The 15673-nt window shown below is 55.4% G+C and carries 16 protein-coding genes; 4 read left to right on the top strand and 12 right to left on the bottom strand.

Features of this window, described 5'->3' with window-relative positions:
• The first annotated feature begins 18 nt into the window (after nt 1–18).
• Complete coding sequence (gene sbcD, locus ACTJJA_RS00520; protein WP_440665581.1) at nt 19–1224, top strand: exonuclease subunit SbcD; 1206 nt, start codon at nt 19–21, stop codon at nt 1222–1224.
• On the top strand, nt 1221–4352 hold the full coding sequence (gene sbcC / locus ACTJJA_RS00515; RefSeq protein ID WP_440665580.1) for an exonuclease subunit SbcC: 3132 nt from the start codon (nt 1221–1223) through the stop codon (nt 4350–4352). The genes sbcD and sbcC overlap by 4 nt, the downstream gene beginning before the upstream one ends.
• Before the next feature lie 66 nt (nt 4353–4418).
• On the opposite strand, the gene mak is transcribed toward sbcC, so the two are convergent.
• Nucleotides 4419–5324 (bottom strand): fructokinase, encoded by a 906-nt coding sequence (gene mak, locus ACTJJA_RS00510; protein ID WP_440665578.1) that lies wholly within the window; start codon nt 5322–5324, stop codon nt 4419–4421.
• 123 nt (nt 5325–5447) lie between these two features.
• Between mak and rdgC the strand changes: the two genes are divergently transcribed.
• The gene (gene rdgC / locus ACTJJA_RS00505) at nt 5448–6362 is read left to right on the top strand and encodes a recombination-associated protein RdgC (RefSeq protein ID WP_010428018.1); all 915 of its coding nucleotides are present in this window, start codon (nt 5448–5450) and stop codon (nt 6360–6362) included.
• Nucleotides 6363–6410: 48 nt separating this feature from the next.
• On the opposite strand, the gene ppnP is transcribed toward rdgC, so the two are convergent.
• The 5 genes from ppnP to ACTJJA_RS00480 all read right to left on the bottom strand — a co-directional run bounded on the left by ppnP (nt 6411) and on the right by ACTJJA_RS00480 (nt 9049).
• Complete coding sequence (gene ppnP, locus ACTJJA_RS00500; protein WP_042716688.1) at nt 6411–6698, bottom strand: pyrimidine/purine nucleoside phosphorylase; 288 nt, start codon at nt 6696–6698, stop codon at nt 6411–6413.
• Between the two features lie 71 nt (nt 6699–6769).
• Complete coding sequence (locus tag ACTJJA_RS00495; RefSeq protein WP_440665576.1) at nt 6770–7447, bottom strand: AroM family protein; 678 nt, start codon at nt 7445–7447, stop codon at nt 6770–6772.
• 237 nt (nt 7448–7684) lie between these two features.
• Nucleotides 7685–7876, bottom strand: a complete 192-nt coding sequence (yaiA, locus tag ACTJJA_RS00490) for a protein YaiA (protein WP_010428011.1) — start codon at nt 7874–7876, stop codon at nt 7685–7687.
• Nucleotides 7877–7920: 44 nt separating this feature from the next.
• Nucleotides 7921–8445: a shikimate kinase AroL gene (gene aroL / locus ACTJJA_RS00485; protein ID WP_100167140.1), complete on the bottom strand. Its 525-nt coding sequence runs from the start codon at nt 8443–8445 to the stop codon at nt 7921–7923.
• 145 nt (nt 8446–8590) lie between these two features.
• Nucleotides 8591–9049: a YaiI/YqxD family protein gene (locus ACTJJA_RS00480; RefSeq protein ID WP_010428006.1), complete on the bottom strand. Its 459-nt coding sequence runs from the start codon at nt 9047–9049 to the stop codon at nt 8591–8593.
• 105 nt (nt 9050–9154) lie between these two features.
• Here ACTJJA_RS00480 and proC point away from each other — a divergent pair, with 105 nt between their 5' ends.
• Nucleotides 9155–9964: a pyrroline-5-carboxylate reductase gene (gene proC, locus ACTJJA_RS00475; protein ID WP_440665573.1), complete on the top strand. Its 810-nt coding sequence runs from the start codon at nt 9155–9157 to the stop codon at nt 9962–9964.
• Nucleotides 9965–9980: 16 nt separating this feature from the next.
• On the opposite strand, the gene adrA is transcribed toward proC, so the two are convergent.
• The 6 genes from adrA to ACTJJA_RS00445 all read right to left on the bottom strand — a co-directional run bounded on the left by adrA (nt 9981) and on the right by ACTJJA_RS00445 (nt 15649).
• Nucleotides 9981–11084, bottom strand: coding sequence for a diguanylate cyclase AdrA (adrA, locus tag ACTJJA_RS00470; RefSeq protein ID WP_108415690.1), 1104 nt, complete (start codon nt 11082–11084; stop codon nt 9981–9983).
• 102 nt (nt 11085–11186) lie between these two features.
• Entirely contained in the window at nt 11187–11507 is a 321-nt protein-coding gene (psiF, locus tag ACTJJA_RS00465; protein WP_010427999.1) for a phosphate starvation-inducible protein PsiF, read from the bottom strand.
• Between the two features lie 92 nt (nt 11508–11599).
• Complete coding sequence (gene phoA, locus ACTJJA_RS00460; protein WP_440665571.1) at nt 11600–13015, bottom strand: alkaline phosphatase; 1416 nt, start codon at nt 13013–13015, stop codon at nt 11600–11602.
• Between the two features lie 99 nt (nt 13016–13114).
• Nucleotides 13115–13375 (bottom strand): anti-adapter protein IraP, encoded by a 261-nt coding sequence (gene iraP / locus ACTJJA_RS00455; protein WP_042716702.1) that lies wholly within the window; start codon nt 13373–13375, stop codon nt 13115–13117.
• Between the two features lie 206 nt (nt 13376–13581).
• On the bottom strand, nt 13582–14796 hold the full coding sequence (locus tag ACTJJA_RS00450; RefSeq protein ID WP_440665568.1) for a multidrug efflux MFS transporter: 1215 nt from the start codon (nt 14794–14796) through the stop codon (nt 13582–13584).
• Nucleotides 14797–14965: 169 nt separating this feature from the next.
• Nucleotides 14966–15649 carry an extensin-like domain-containing protein gene (locus tag ACTJJA_RS00445; protein ID WP_440665566.1) on the bottom strand — a complete coding sequence of 228 codons (684 nt, stop codon included), beginning with the start codon at nt 15647–15649 and terminating at the stop codon, nt 14966–14968.
• Nucleotides 15650–15673 lie beyond the last annotated feature (24 nt).

Genomic DNA, 15673 nt, shown 5'->3' with positions numbered 1-15673 from the left:
TTTCGCCACGGATCAGCTATGCGCATACTTCACACTTCAGACTGGCATCTGGGTCAAAACTTTTACAGCAAAAGCCGGGCGGCGGAGCACGAAGCCTTCCTGAACTGGCTGCTGGAGACGGCACAATCGCATGACGTCGATGCGATTATTGTCGCGGGTGACATCTTCGATACCGGTTCCCCACCGAGCTATGCGCGTGAGCTCTATAACCGTTTCGTGGTGAATCTGCAGCAGACCGGCTGTCATCTGGTGATTGTCGCCGGAAACCACGATTCTGTGGCCACGCTGAATGAATCCCGCGATATTCTGGCGTTTCTCAATACCACCGTGGTGGCCAGTGCCGGACATGCCCCGCAGATCCTGAAAAAACGTGACGGCACGCCGGGAGCGGTGCTGTGTCCCATTCCGTTTTTGCGTCCGCGCGATATCGTACAAAGCCAGGCGGGACTTTCCGGCGGCGAAAAGCAACAGCATTTATTACAGGCTATCACTGATTATTATCACCAGCAGCATACCGATGCCTGCGCACTGCGCGGCGAAGCGGCAATCCCGGTGATTGCGACCGGGCATCTCACCACCGTTGGCGCCAGTAAAAGTGACGCCGTACGTGACATCTATATCGGCACGCTGGATGCCTTCCCGGCGCAGAACTTCCCCCCTGCCGACTACATCGCGCTCGGGCACATTCACCGCGCGCAGATCGTCGGCGGCTGCGAGCATATCTGCTATTGCGGCTCGCCCATTTCGCTCAGCTTCGATGAAACAGGCAAAGCCAAATCCGTGCATCTGGTCAGTTTTACCGACGGTAAACTTAGCGCTGTCGAGACGCTGGACGTGCCCGTCACCCAGCCGCTGGCGGTGCTAAAAGGCGATCTGGCGGCCATCACTGAACGGCTTGAGCAGTGGCGTGGTGTCGAGCAGGTTCCGCCCGTCTGGCTGGATATCGAAATCACCACCGATGACTACCTGCATGATATGCAAAGAAAAATTCAGGTGCTAACGGAAGAGCTGCCCGTCGAGGTCTTACTGGTTCGCCGCAGCCGGGAGCAGCGCGAGAAAATTCTGTCAGGTGCGCAGCGTGAAACACTCAGTGAACTGCGGGTCGAAGAGGTGTTTGAGCGCCGGTTGTCTCAGGAAGAGATTGACGACGCGAAGCGAGTAAGGCTCAACGAGCTGTTCATGCATACCCTGCATGCGCTTAACGATGAGGGAGAAAACGCATGAAAATTCTCAGCCTGCGCCTGAAAAACCTGAACTCGCTCAAGGGCGAGTGGAAAATCGACTTTACCGCTGAGCCGTTTGCCAGCAACGGGCTGTTTGCCATTACCGGTGCCACCGGTGCCGGGAAAACCACCCTGCTTGACGCCATCTGCCTGGCGCTTTACCACGAAACGCCACGACTGCAAAAGGTCTCTCAGGCGCAAAACGACCTGATGACGCGCGACACCGCCGAGTGTCTGGCGGAAGTGGAGTTCGAGGTAAAGGGAATCGCCTATCGCGCGTTCTGGAGCCAGAACCGTGCGCGCAATCAGCCTGACGGGAACCTGCAGGCCCCGCGCGTGGAACTGGCACGCTGCGAGGACGGAAAAATCCTCGCCGACAAGGTGACGGATAAACTGGAACAAACGGCAGCACTTACCGGGCTGGACTACGGCCGTTTTACCCGCTCGATGCTGCTCTCTCAGGGACAGTTTGCCGCCTTCCTGAACGCCAAACCGAGCGATCGCGCGGAGCTGCTGGAGGAACTTACCGGCACCGAGATTTACGGCCAGATTTCCGCCATGGTGTTTGAAAAACACAAAGCCGCGCGCAATGCGCTTGAGATGTGCGAAGCGCAAGCGGCGGGCGTTGTCCTGTTGAGTGAAGAACAGCAGCAGCAGTTGCAGCAAAGTTTGCAGGCACTTACTGACGAAGAGAAAACCCTGCTGGCGCAGCAGCAGAACCATCAGAAAGAATTTCAGTGGCTTACGCGCAGCGAAGAGCTTATCCGCGAACAGCAGCGCACCGCGACCTTACAGCAGCAGACGCAACAGGCGCTGACGGATGCAGCGTCCGATCTGGCAAAGCTCCAGCTCGCGCAACCCGCGTCCCAGCTCCGCCCGCTGTGGGAACATCAGCAAGAACAGGCATCACGCCTGGCGCAAACGAAGCAGCATATTGTTGAAGTAAATACTCGCTTACTGGAAAAAACCGCCTTGCGCTCGCGGATCCGCAACGGCGCTTTACATACTCATACGCAGCTACAGACAGAACTGGCAGCACTGGCACAATGGCTGACAGATCACGATCGGTACCGCCTGTGGGGCCAGGAGATTGCAGGCTGGCGGGCTCACTTCTCTCAGCTCAATCGCGATAAAAATCAGCTCACTACGCTTGCTGCGCGCATCACTGAATTACGCCATAAGCTGACGGGTCTGCCAGAAAGTTCCCTCACGCTGACGGCTGACGAGGTCGCAATGGCGATGGAGCAACGGGCGCAAACCCGGTCTGCGCGCCAGCGCCTGACCGCTCTCCATGCCCGCTATCAACCGCTGCAAAAACGTCAGCGTCAGAACGCCGAAAGCGTGCAAAAAGCACAGACCGGGCTGGTCGCGCTTAACGAAACGCTGGCACAGCGCCGCCAGCAGTATAAAGAAAAAAACCAGCACTATCTGGACGTTGAAACACTCTGCAGGCAGGAAGAGAAAATCAAAAGCCTTGAGGCGGAGCGTGCTCAACTCCAGGCCGGGCTACCTTGCCCGCTGTGCGGCTCCACGACCCATCCGGCCGTGACGGCATACCAGGCTCTGGAACTCAGTGAAAATCAACGCCGCCGCGATCAATTAGCTAAAGAGGTCGCCGCACTTAAAGACGAAGGTTTGTTAGTTCTCGGCCAGGTTAACGCCCTGTCACAGCAGATCCAACGCGAGACAGACGAAGCGCAGGCGCTCTCTCAGGAAGAGCAAGCGCTCACTAAAGAGTGGCTGGAAGTGTGTGCTTCTCTGAATATTACGCTGAATATTCAGGAGGATATTGCCCCGTGGATGAGCGAGCAGGAGCACTACGAGCAGCAGCTTTATCAGCTCAGCCAGCGTTTGACCCTACAAAGCCAGCTTAGCGAGCAGGAAGAACAGGAACGTCAGTACCAGCAACAGCTGGCGGCAACGCATCAGGCAGTGGAAACGTCCCTGCATACGCTGTCGCTGGGTATTCCGGATGCAGGCACTGAATCCGTCTGGCTCGCCTCACGTGAAAGCGAATACGCGCAGTGGCAGGAGAAACAGACCCGGCATGGCGCGATGCTGGAACGTATTAACGCCCTGACGCCGCTGCTCGACACCCTTCCGGCAACGGAAGCCACTGAAGCCGAAACGGCGATCCCCGCGAACTGGCGCGAAATTCACGACGAATGCGTGTCGCTGCAAAGTCAGCTTACCGCGCAGCAACAGCAGGAGGCGCTGGAGAACGAACGTTTGCAGCAGTCACAGGCGCAATTCGCCGCGGCACTGGCGGCAAGTTGTTTTGAGGATCAAGACGCGTTCCTTTCTGCGCTGCTGGATGCCGACACCGTTCGACGCCTGGAGCAGCTAAAGCAGACGCTGGAAAACCAGGTACAGCAGGCGACCGCGCTCTCCGCGCAAGCGACCCGACAGCGAGAGGACCATCAGGCGCTGCGCCCGGAAGGGCTGGACGCCGATGTTCAAACATTACAAACGCAATTGCAGCAACTGGCACATCAACTTCGTGAGAACACCACGCATCAGGGTGAGATCCGCCAGCAGCTCAAGCAGGACAGCGATAACCGTCTGCACCAGCAGGCGCTTATGCAGCAAATAGAAGAGGCCGCGCGCCTGGCGGACGACTGGGGCTATCTGAATTCCCTGATTGGCTCCAGCACCGGCGACCGATTCCGTAAATTCGCTCAGGGGCTGACGCTGGATAATCTGGTCTGGCTCGCTAATCAACAGCTTAATCGCCTGCACGGACGCTATCTGCTTCAGCGGAAAGTCAGCGATGCGCTGGAGCTGGAAGTGGTCGATACCTGGCAGGCGGACGCGGTGCGCGATACCCGTACGCTCTCGGGCGGCGAAAGCTTTCTGGTGAGCCTGGCGCTGGCCCTGGCACTGTCGGATTTAGTGAGTCACAAGACGCGGATCGATTCCCTGTTCCTCGACGAAGGATTCGGCACGCTGGACAGCGAAACGCTGGATACCGCGCTGGATGCGCTCGACGCGCTGAACGCCACCGGCAAAACCATCGGCGTGATCAGCCACGTTGAGGCGATGAAGGAGCGCATTCCGGTGCAGATCAAGGTGAAGAAGATTAACGGGTTGGGGTATAGCAGGCTGGATAAGGTGTTTGCGGTGGAATAAATGGGGGATGGTGCGGTCTGGTGCCCTCACCCTGGCCCTCTCCCATAGGGAGAGGGGAAAAAACGTTTATTCTGGCCACAGCCACGCCGCACCGCGCACGCCGCTGGAATCCCCGTGCACCGCTTTGCGGATCGGGGTTTCACACTCGCCGCCGAAGACCCATTGCCTGACCAGATTTGGCACCGTGGCGTACAGCCGGTCAATGTTGCTCATCCCACCGCCAAGCACAATCACATCCGGGTCGAGAATGTTAACCACGTGCGCCAGCGATTTCGCCAGCCGCATTTCATAGCGGCTAAGCGCCAGTTCCGCGACCGGATCCTGTTCTTCAACCAGACGCATAATCTCATTCCCCTTCAGCGGCTGCCCGCTCAGGCGATGGTAGTCCGTAGCAAACCCCGTACCGGAAATAAAGGTCTCGATACAGCCCTGCTTTCCGCAGTAGCACGGCACTTCCGCGCGATATTTAAGTTCGTCTTCGTCCATCCACGGCAACGGATTATGCCCCCACTCGCCCGCCGTGCCGTTGCCACCAATGTGGGCGCGACCGCCGAAGGCCACACCCGCGCCGCAGCCGGTACCGATAATGACCGCAAAAACGGTCTGGGCGCCTGCAGCTGCACCGTCGATAGCTTCCGATACCGCCAGACAGTTGGCATCGTTAGCCAGACGAACATCGCGTTTAAGACGCGCGCTCAAATCTTTATCAAACGGCTGGCCGTTGAGCCACGTAGAGTTGGCGTTTTTCACCACGCCGGTGTATGGCGAGATCGACCCGGGGATCCCCATTCCCACGCTGCCCGTCTGCCCTGTTGCCTGCTCGGCCATCTCGACCAGCCGGGCAATCGTCTCGATAGTCTGGTGATAATCATCACGCGGCGTAGGCAAGCGGTGGCGAAACAGCTGTTCCCCCTGCTCGCTCAACGCTATCACTTCAGTTTTGGTGCCGCCTAAATCGATCCCAATACGCACAAGAGACTCCTCATTATTTTGATTATCAACAGAGTAGAAGCCGCCTACCCGATTAGCAATGCAAGCGATGCGACAATTCGTTATCATGCCCGCTGATTTAACGACAAGGCCGTGGAAATTATCATGCTGTGGTTCAAAAATTTGATGGTTTACCGTCTCAGCCGCGACGTTTCGCTGCGTGCAGAAGAGATGGAAAAACAGTTAGCCGCTTACACCTTTTCCCCTTGCGGTAGCCAGGATATGGCAAAAACCGGTTGGGTTCCGCCAATGGGTTCGCAAAGCGATGCCCTGACCCACGCCAGCAGCACCGGTCAAATCATCGTTTGTGCGCGTAAAGAGGAAAAAATCCTCCCTACGCCGGTCGTCAAGCAGGCGCTCGAAGCGAAAATTTTCAAGCTGGAAGCCGAACAGGGCCGCAAGCTGAAAAAGACCGAAAAAGATTCGCTGAAAGACGAAGTGCTGCATTCCCTGCTGCCTCGCGCGTTCAGCCGCTTCAGCCAGACCATGATGTGGATCGACACCGTAAACGGGCTGATCATGGTGGACTGCGCCAGCGCCAAGAAAGCAGAAGACACGCTGGCCCTGCTGCGCAAAAGCATCGGCTCTTTACCGGTCGTTCCGCTGGCGCTGGAAACGCCGATTGAGCTGACCCTGACCGAGTGGGTACGCAGCGGGACTGCCGCGCAAGGTTTCCAGATCCTGGATGAAGCAGAGCTGAAAGCCCTGCTGGAAGATGGCGGAGTGATCCGCGCGAAGAAGCAGGATCTGGTGAGCGACGAGATCGCCGTACACATTGAAGCGGGCAAAGTCGTGACCAAGCTGGCACTCGACTGGCAGCAGCGCATTCAGTTCATGATGTGCGATGACGGCTCGGTGAAGCGTTTGAAATTCTGCGACGAGCTGCGCGATCAGAACGAAGATATCGACCGGGAAGATTATGCCCAGCGTTTTGACGCGGACTTCATCCTGATGACCGGCGAGCTGGCCGCGTTGATTCAGAATCTGGTGGAAGGTCTCGGCGGCGAAGCGCAAAGATAACAGACAAAACGTAGGCCGGGTAAGCGTTAGCGCCACCCGGCTTATTTTTTATTTCAGATAGCGGCACAGATAAGAGGTAGGCTCAGCAACCTGCAGATGGAATTCACTGTGGGCAGGGACGTTGAACACTTGCCCGGCAGCGTAAACTTTCCATTCCGTTTCACCCGGCAGTAAGACGTTCAGCGCGCCGCTAACAACCGTCATCTCTTCTGCTTCCGCAGTGCCAAAGGTATATTCCCCTTCCGCCATAACGCCAACACTGGCGCGGCCAGTGCTGCTGCTGGTAAAACCGATGGATTTCACTTTACCGGAAAAGTATTCGTTACTTTGAAGCATGAACTGGCCCTTATATTTATAGATAAAAATCCACTATAGGGGCCATGCTCATGGCCTGTCACGCAAAATCATTACACCAGTAATTCGGACGCCAGACGCGCCATCAGAACATTGGACAACAGCACCGGTATATCGAGTGCTTTTTGCAGTAAATCGCGATGGTGCTGATGGAAGCCGAGACAGTCCAGAATCAACACATCCGCGCCTCTTTCCATAAGCTCTCGCCCTGCGGCAATGAGCGCCGCTTCACTGTCCCAGAACGGATTAGCCAGCGCATAGAGCGGGACTTTTTCCAGCACGTGCCATTTTGCCTCCTGGTTATCCATCAGTTCCTCGATGGGAACAATGACCCCCACCTGGTGACCGTCGACAATCGAGGCCACCAGCGGCGGAATAATTCTCATCGGTTCCAGCAAAATCGCATTACGCGCAACCAGTCCTGTTATCGGTGCGGTGCTCATTAATAAAATGACGTCATAACCCTGATTATCGAGCACTTCAATAACACCCTGAAGCGCGCGCTCGATTTTCTGGCGTGACACATGCGCCAGTTTACCGTCACTTAATAACGTCGCGAGGGGATCTTCCCCTTCCTCCACCGCGTAGTCTTCCATGACCTCTTCACGACTCATCTTACCCAACAGGCTAAGATGAGCGATCTGTTGCTCAGAGACATGCTCGGTTAAGAGCGGTAATACTTCGCTTACAGGGACCACACCAATAGTGAGGATCGCCAATGTCGCCTTCATTTTGATCGCCTTCCATTACTACCACAACCGTTACACAGGTACAGGCTCACTACGCTGCACCGTTCGTTTTTTCAACAAAACAGCACCAAGCGTAGCAGGGGATCTCTGCACCGAAATGTAAAGATCCCAGGCCCATGCCGAATCACCCTGTAATAACTAAATATTAACCCGTGCTTAACATTCACGATGCGTTAAAAGTGTGATTCAGGCACGGTTTTGCGTGGTTTAGGAATTTAATCAGGACTTATCGGGATCTTCGTAGCGCCGTTTCGCATCCAGCGCTTCTTGTTCAGTTTCATGTTCGCTGATCAGCGAATCGGGTTTGGGGTGATCGGCACGCAGCTGATACCAGGTCACGGTATGGTCGGCATGACCTTTTTCGACGGTGACAATGCGTGCTTCACGCGGATAGGGAGGTCTGGTTGGCATAGCTCATCCTTTTTTTATGTCTGAGCTATGAGTATAGACGGCAGTTAGCTGGCGCAGGCCAAACGAAGGGCGGTAATAATCTGAATAACAACCTCTTCAGGTGAAGCTGAGGCATCCACAACGTGGTGTGCCGCCTCGCGGTATAACGCATCGCGTTCCGCAAGTACCTCACTCACTTCTTCGCTGAGTGGCTTCGCGGTCAGCGCAGGACGCTGCCCCTCTTCCGGAAACGCTTCAAGACGTCCAACCAGGGTAGAGACCGCCGCGCAGAGATAAATCACAATCCCTTTATCGCGCATAAACTGCCGGTTGTACTCCGCCAGAATAATGCCCCCGCCGGTTGCAATGATAGTCGCAGGTGACGTTACCGCTTCCAGCGCGGCGGTTTCACGCGCGCGAAAGCTCTCCCAGCCCTCTTTTTCGACAATCTCTGCGATGGTTTGAGCAGCATGTTCCTGAAGCCAGTGATCGGTATCAACAAATTGACTCTGGCACACGCGCGCCAGTTCCAGGCCAACGGTGGTTTTCCCACAGCCGCGAGGGCCAACTAAAAAGATGGGTGGGTTCATAACCAGGTGTTTCCCCTTGATGCCGGAAGGCTGAAGACTGTAAAGAAATGATTGCAGAAGATGTTGCGTTTACTTTACTGCAAAGCGGTACGGGATGACAACCCTGTGGAGGCCACACTGTACCACATTTTGACAATGGTTATCATTACGCCGTGCGGCGCTTCACTTCCAGCAGCCATTTATCCAGCTCGGCAGCAAACTGCTGACGGTCACGCTGAGACAGGCTATCAGGCCCGCCAGTCTGCACGCCGCTGGCGCGCATGGTGTCCATAAAATCGCGCATGGTGAGCTTTTCGCGAATGGTCGACGGCGAATAACGTTCACCACGCGGGTTCAGCGCTGCCGCCCCTTTCTCCAGCACTTCTGCGGCCAGGGGAATATCCGCCGTGATCACTAAATCCTCGGCGCTGCACAGACGCACAATCTCGTTATCCGCCACATCGAACCCGGCCGGTACGCGCAAAGAGCGGATGAACCGGGAAGGCGGCACGCGGATATTCTGGTTCGCCACCAGCGTTAATGGCATCTGTACGCGCTCGGCGGCGCGGAACAAAATCTCTTTAATCACATTCGGACAGGCATCCGCATCAACCCAAATCGCCATATTGTCACCCTTGTATCGCATTGACGGCTATTGTCGCCTGCTTTTCGTTGTTAAGCTATAAGCCTATCAATCAGAGATAACAACGCATAATAACGGAGAGACGTGATGGACAAGAAAATCGGGTTTATCGGCTGCGGTAACATGGGCAAAGCCATCCTGGGTGGCCTGATCGCCAGCGGGCAGGTACTGCCGGGACAGATTTGGGTCTACACCCCGTCACCGGATAAAGTCGCGGCGTTGCGTGATGAGTACGGTATCAACGCCGCCGAAAGCGCACAGGACGTCGCCCAGATCGCGGATATCGTCTTTGGTGCCGTGAAGCCGAACATCATGATCAAAGTGCTGAGCGATATCACCTCCAGTCTGAATAAAGAGACGCTGGTGGTGTCCATTGCCGCCGGTGTGACGCTCGACCAGCTGGCTCGCGCGCTCGGTCACGACCGTAAAATCGTCCGCGCAATGCCAAATACCCCTTCTCTGGTCAACGCCGGGATGACATCTATCACCCCTAACGCACTGGTCACCGCCGAAGACGTGGCGGATGTCCTGAACATTTTCCGCTGCTTCGGTGAGGCAGAAGTCATTTCTGAAGCGATGATCCATCCGGTTGTCGGCGTAAGCGGTTCGGCCCCCGCGTATGTCTTTATGTTTATTGAAGCGATGGCGGATGCTGCGGTGCTGGGCGGTATGCCGCGCGCGCAGGCGTATAAATTTGCCGCGCAGGCCGTCATGGGCTCTGCCAAAATGGTGCTGGAGACGGGTAAACATCCGGGTGAACTGAAGGATATGGTCTGCTCTCCGGGCGGCACAACGATTGAAGCCGTACGCGTGCTGGAAGAGCGCGGATTCCGTGCTGCCGTCATCGAGGCGATGGCAAAATGCATGGAAAAATCAGAGAAGCTGAGTAAATCCTGATAAACAGAGCCGGGCGTCAGGCTGCCACTTCGGTGCGACCCCGTCCGGCATTTTTAGCTTTATAGAGGGCAACATCTGCTGCTTTTAACCATTCGCGGTAGTGTCCGAATTGCGGTCCCCAGGGGGCAACCCCGACGCTAATACGGATCCTTTCTGAAGGTGCTCCGGGTAGCGGCATGTTGACCAGACGTTCGTGTACGCGGGACATCGCGGCAATCGCACTTTCCGCAGGCGTGCCGGACATAATCACGGCAAATTCATCCCCACCAAAACGGCCAATAAAATCACACGAGCGTAGCGTCAACTGCAGCTGGCGGGTGATAGCCACTATCGCTTCATCGCCGACGTCATGGCCCCATGTATCGTTAATGCTCTTAAAGTGATCAATGTCGATGAGCAATATTGTCGCCGTTTGATGGCTGCGACGGCATTGCTCATATTCATTGCGCAATAGCGTTTCCCAGTGGCGGCGATTGAACACCCCCGTCATCCCGTCGCGCGTGCTCATCAGCTCAAGCCGCCGTTTATGCTCAGCCAGCCGAACCGCCGTCCGGTGACTGACCCAGGCAAACAGCATCGGGTACAGCATCAGAACCGGTAGCGTCAGCCACCACTCCAGCGGCTCAGAATAAAGCGTAATCATGCTGCCGTTCAGCTGCAGCGTGACCAAAGCGGAAAACAGGATAATGATAATACCGGCAATAAACAGCCGAAAACCGCCTGATCCCATCATATTCATGCCGATCATCATGATCAGCGCCGCCGTGGGCAGCGCATTCAGGCCCATCAGGCCAATCCAGACACCGGCGATGATTGCGTCTACCTTCAGGTTAACGATTTCACTGCAAAATGGTTTGGATGAGCGGCAGGCAAGTTGCCAGGCGAGATGTGGCCAGACGAAGGCCCACCCTACCAGTAATAACCACCAGCCGCCTGGGAGAAAATGGGTAACCAGCACACCCGCAATCGGGAAAAACATGGCTGCCAGCCCCACCACGCGCGCCAGCCGGATCCGCCGGCAGAATCGTATCCCGGAGCGGTGTGAGTCATCCTGAGAAAGATGTTTATTCCACTCTTCCTGAATGCTCTCTTTGTTGTAATAGATTTCATCATTCATCATTTTTGGGAATATTCTGAAACATTTTCCCAAATTATAGAGAGGGGGATTTCGGGGAAAGTATGAAATTTCGGGTGAGCCGCGACGGCAACTCACCCGTTAGAACTACACTTTTTTCTTCAGACAGGCGCTCATGAACTTACTGCGGTCATCCCCTTTCAGGGACTGCTCGGTTGCCTTCGCATTACACTCGCGCATTTTTTGCTGCTGCGGCGTCAGGCTTTTTTCATCCGGTTTTGAGGCACCGTTTTTAAGGCAGTCGCTCATGTAGGTCTTACGGGCATCGCCCTTCAGAGATTGCGAGGTCGCCTGCTGATTACAGGTTGTCATACGCTGCTGCTGGGGCGTTAAGGTCTTTTCTTCCGCATTCGCAGAAGCCATTAAGAACACGCCTGAGAGTAAGGTAACCAGTATTGTCGTTTTCATTGCACTATCCTTTATGTGAATTTCCACTCTAAGTCTGGTTCGTGACGGGGAAAATACCACCCGGCAGCCACGATTTCCGCCGGGTGACGAACTTATTTCAGCCCCAGCGCGGACTTCATGGTGTAGAACAGATCGGTCTGGTCAGTCAAACCCACCACGTTCGCAGCATGTGGACCGTACGCCGCGATGCGCAGCTGTGTGCCGGTATGTTCCATAGACTCTTCTTCAGAATTGCCATAGCTCATTACCATCACAGCACCGTCTTTGGTCGTCAGCGCCTGCGTCAGACCCGGAGCTTTGGTATCGGGAGGGATAATCTGGCTGGAATGCGCGTGGTCAGCGGTGACCACCACCAGCGTGTTACCGTCTTTCTTCGCAAACTCGAGCGCTTTTTGCACCGCTTCGTCGAGATCCACCGTTTCGCCAATCTGCCCGCACGGGTTCGCCGCGTGGTCTTGCTTATCGATTGACGCCCCTTCTACCTGCAGGAAGAAGCCTTTTTCGCTCTTGCTCAGCAGAGAGATGGCTTTGTCCGTCATCGCCGCCAGCGTAGGAACGCTGTCATTGCGTTTCGGGTTTGGCGTACAGGTCACCGCTGGTTTATCGATATTGCCGTGGTACGAGGCTTTTGGCCCTTCCCAGCGCACCGGCATGTTGCCGTCAGAGAACAATCCCAGCAGCGGTTTATCCTGGTTTGCTTCGGTAATCGCCGCCAGAGAAGCCGCATCGCTTACCAGCTCATAGCCGCGCGCCTGCGCCTGCTCGCGCAGCGTTTTACCCTGCCACTCGCCGGCTGTCGCCGTTTCGGCAAAGGTTTTCGCCCCACCGCCCAGCGTCACGTCAGGGCGCGCGTTCAGCATCTGTTCTGTAATCGAGCCTTTACCGCCTTTTTCCAGCGCATTGGTCGGACATTTTTCACTGGTCACCGACGGGCCATAGCATTTACGCGAGGTCACGTGCGACATCAACGCGGCCGGTGTGGCATCCTGAAGCTCAGCGGTAGAGACGTTGCCGGTTGCCAGCCCCGCCGCTTTCGCCATTTCCAGAATAGTTTGATGATCTTTCTCGTGAATATCGACGCCCAGCGCGCCATTATAGGTTTTCACACCGGTTGCCCACGCCGTTGCTGATGCGGCTGAATCCGTGACGTAATCCGGTTTACCGGTTTTTTTATCCAGCGAGTAATGGGTATATTGTCCCGTCAGAGGCAGCGCATCGATGCCTTTAAAATAGCCGCCCGCCCCTTCGGCATAATTTCTCGCCGCCGTAATTTCGGAATCACCCATTCCGTCGCCAATCAGCAAAATAATATTTTTAGCGGGGTTTTCATTCAGAGAAGCTCGAATGGCGGCAGTCTGATCTTCTGAGAGACGGCGCGCACCACCGGGCTGGGTGATATCCCCCTGCGCAGCACGATGTTCGAGGACGTTCATATTCGCGGTTTCAGCGTGAATAGCGGGGGCAAATAACAGTGGGATTAATGCGATAAAAAGCGCGCTCTGTTTCACTTTATTTTCTCCATGTACAAATACATAAAAATAAAAACAGAGCGACTATAGGCAACCGGCATGACATTTCTATGACAGCCCGTCACGCATTGTGACAGTTTAGCTGCGCGGATGCCTTAACAGCTTTTTTATGTATTGATGGAGCATCTCGGCGTCCTCAGGTGGAACCTGTGAATCCGGTTTGGCGTTGTCCAGCGCGCTTTCAATGCTGTCAATTAACGCCTGTTGATCCTGGGCAGCCATATGTCTGAGTAGCGCGGTGACGACTATTTCCAGCGCCTCAACCTGGGCGACCAATTCTTTCGACTCTTCTTCCTTTTGTGCAAGCTTAACCAACAACTCAGTAATGAGATTCTTCATGGTGCTATTTCCTTATGGGTTTTTCCTGAAATTAGCACTCTCAATGATTTATGCAAAGAGGAGAAAAGTATTATCTTATGCAAAAGTGACGTTACGTCAAAAATAGCGTAGCGCGCACCGCAGCGAAACGTTTTTCTATAACAACAGGCCGCTTTTTGTTATATAAAAAAGCGGCAGCCATAAAAATATATAATACATCCCCAGGGTTAACGGGCTCCTTTTGCCTCCGCTAATTGTCGGCGACGACGCAGTGCAATAGCCAGCTGGATAATATTTATCAACACCACTACTGCCGTCGCGGCGAATACCCAACGGAAACCGGCCATCGCGGAAACGGATGCACCAATAAGCGGACCGGCGACGTTGCCCAAATACATAAACGACTGGTTATAACCAAAAATACGTCCGGTGACCTGGTCACTGGAATATTTCACCAGCAGTGTTTGCACGGCGGGCAACATGGCTCCATCGGCAAAACCAAGCAAGAAGCGCAGAACGCCAAGCTGAAACGGGGTCGTTACGAACGACATAGCGAAAAAGAGTATGACCGCAAATATCAGCGTGGCCATCAGGATGCGCGCCGTGCCAATCCTGTCGCCCAGTTTGCCAAGCCGCGGTGCAGAGATCAGCGCCGACACGCCAGGCACCGCCGCAATCAACCCCGCGAGAAAGGCGATATTGTTGCTGTCTGGCTCCATCGACTTGATAAACAGCGCCAGAATAGGCCCGACGGAACCATTACACAGCTGGATCACCATGGTGGTGACAAAAAGGCTGATCATCAGGCCGGGATAAGGCAGCGAGGCAAAGACCGCCCTGCCGCTCAGCCGTTCTGATTTGCTGACAGCGGGGCGGCCCCCTTCTTTAATCAGGAAAAGCGTCACCAGAAAACTGATCACCAGCAGTATCGCGGTGATGAAAAATACCGCTCGCAGCCCCACGTGATCCGCGAGGAAGCCCCCCAGCAGCGGACCGCCGATGACCCCGCTGATCTGCGCGGTAGAGAGCGTACTCAGCGCCCAGCCGCTACGTTCACGCGGCACCTGCGAGGCCACCAGCGCCATCGCGTTGGGAATATACCCGGAAGTCAGCCCCATGATGGCCCGCAGGATAAACAGCTGCCAGACGTTGGTGGCAAAGGCCTGAAGCAAAATGGCGATCGCCATGCCGAGGGATGCACGCAACAGCATCAGCTTGCGGCCTTTTCTGTCCGCCAGGCTCCCCCACATCGGCGAGACGATGGCCGAAACCAGAAACGTGACGCTGAACGTCAACCCTGACCACATAGAGAGCGCTTCATGGGAGGTCACCCCCAGCTGAGACACGTAGAGCGGCAGAAAGGGTAAAATCTGGCTAATGGCCAGTCCGGTAAAGAAACAGCCGAACCAGACCGAGATGAGGTTAACTTTCCAGGATTCCATAACAGAAATAGTCTTCATTTTTAGGCGAATTCGCCGACAGATTAGCAAGTTACGCGCGTTGACGTCGCACCAGAGATGCGGCCTTGCTGACTTTGGTGTTTTATCTTCCCAGTCATCATATTTGTGAAATAAGTCACAAATTATCCACTTTCTGACGAAAGATTATGCTTCAGCGACACAGGCCAAAGCCACGCATCCCAAGATGGAAATGATTAGCGTGGGCCGCGTTATATTCAGGCCCCAGACCGTTACCGTAATACCCACAGCTCGCTGCCAGCAGAGCCTGAAGCCATGGCTGGGTTTTAGCCGACGTCCAGCCCCTCAGAATGGTGATCCGCTCACCGTTTGCCAGCCGAAATGCGCTGATGTCCAGCGCCTCTGCCGTGGCATGTTCACTGCGACGCGCATCCGGGCGGCCGTAAATATTACGACAGGCATAACTTCCCAGATGGTCGATGCGCGTAAGCTCGCTGCCCATCCAGCTTTTCGTCAGCGGCCGGGCCTGCTGACTGACAAACAGCGCAGAGCTTAATGCCAGAGGACAGCTGGCCAGAAAACTGCTGTTCAGGCTGACCGGACCGAAGTTACTCACGCGCACCACGTTATTGAGCGGGCATGCTCCCGCGCTGTCAGCCACCGGCTGCGTGCGAATAAGCGCTCTTTGATTTGCCTCGGTTAACAGGCTTTCGCAGGCCTCCGGCGTTAAGCGCCGAAGCTTAAACTGGGTGATTTTTCCGGGAGGATCGTCAAGGGTAAGCGGCGAAAAAGGGTTGTAATGAGACGGCAACCAGCGGTAACCCGCCGTTGCGACAGCCACAATAATCAAAACGGTTAGCAGACTTTTTCCTTTCACGCGCCCCCCACGATAACCCCAAAA

The sequence above is a fragment of the Enterobacter sp. 22452 genome, from assembly GCF_052045065.1.
Taxonomy (GTDB): Bacteria; Pseudomonadota; Gammaproteobacteria; order Enterobacterales; family Enterobacteriaceae; genus Enterobacter; species Enterobacter mori.
The sequence above is the reverse complement of the archived record's forward strand: the minus strand, read 5'-3'. Positions and strand labels throughout refer to the sequence as shown.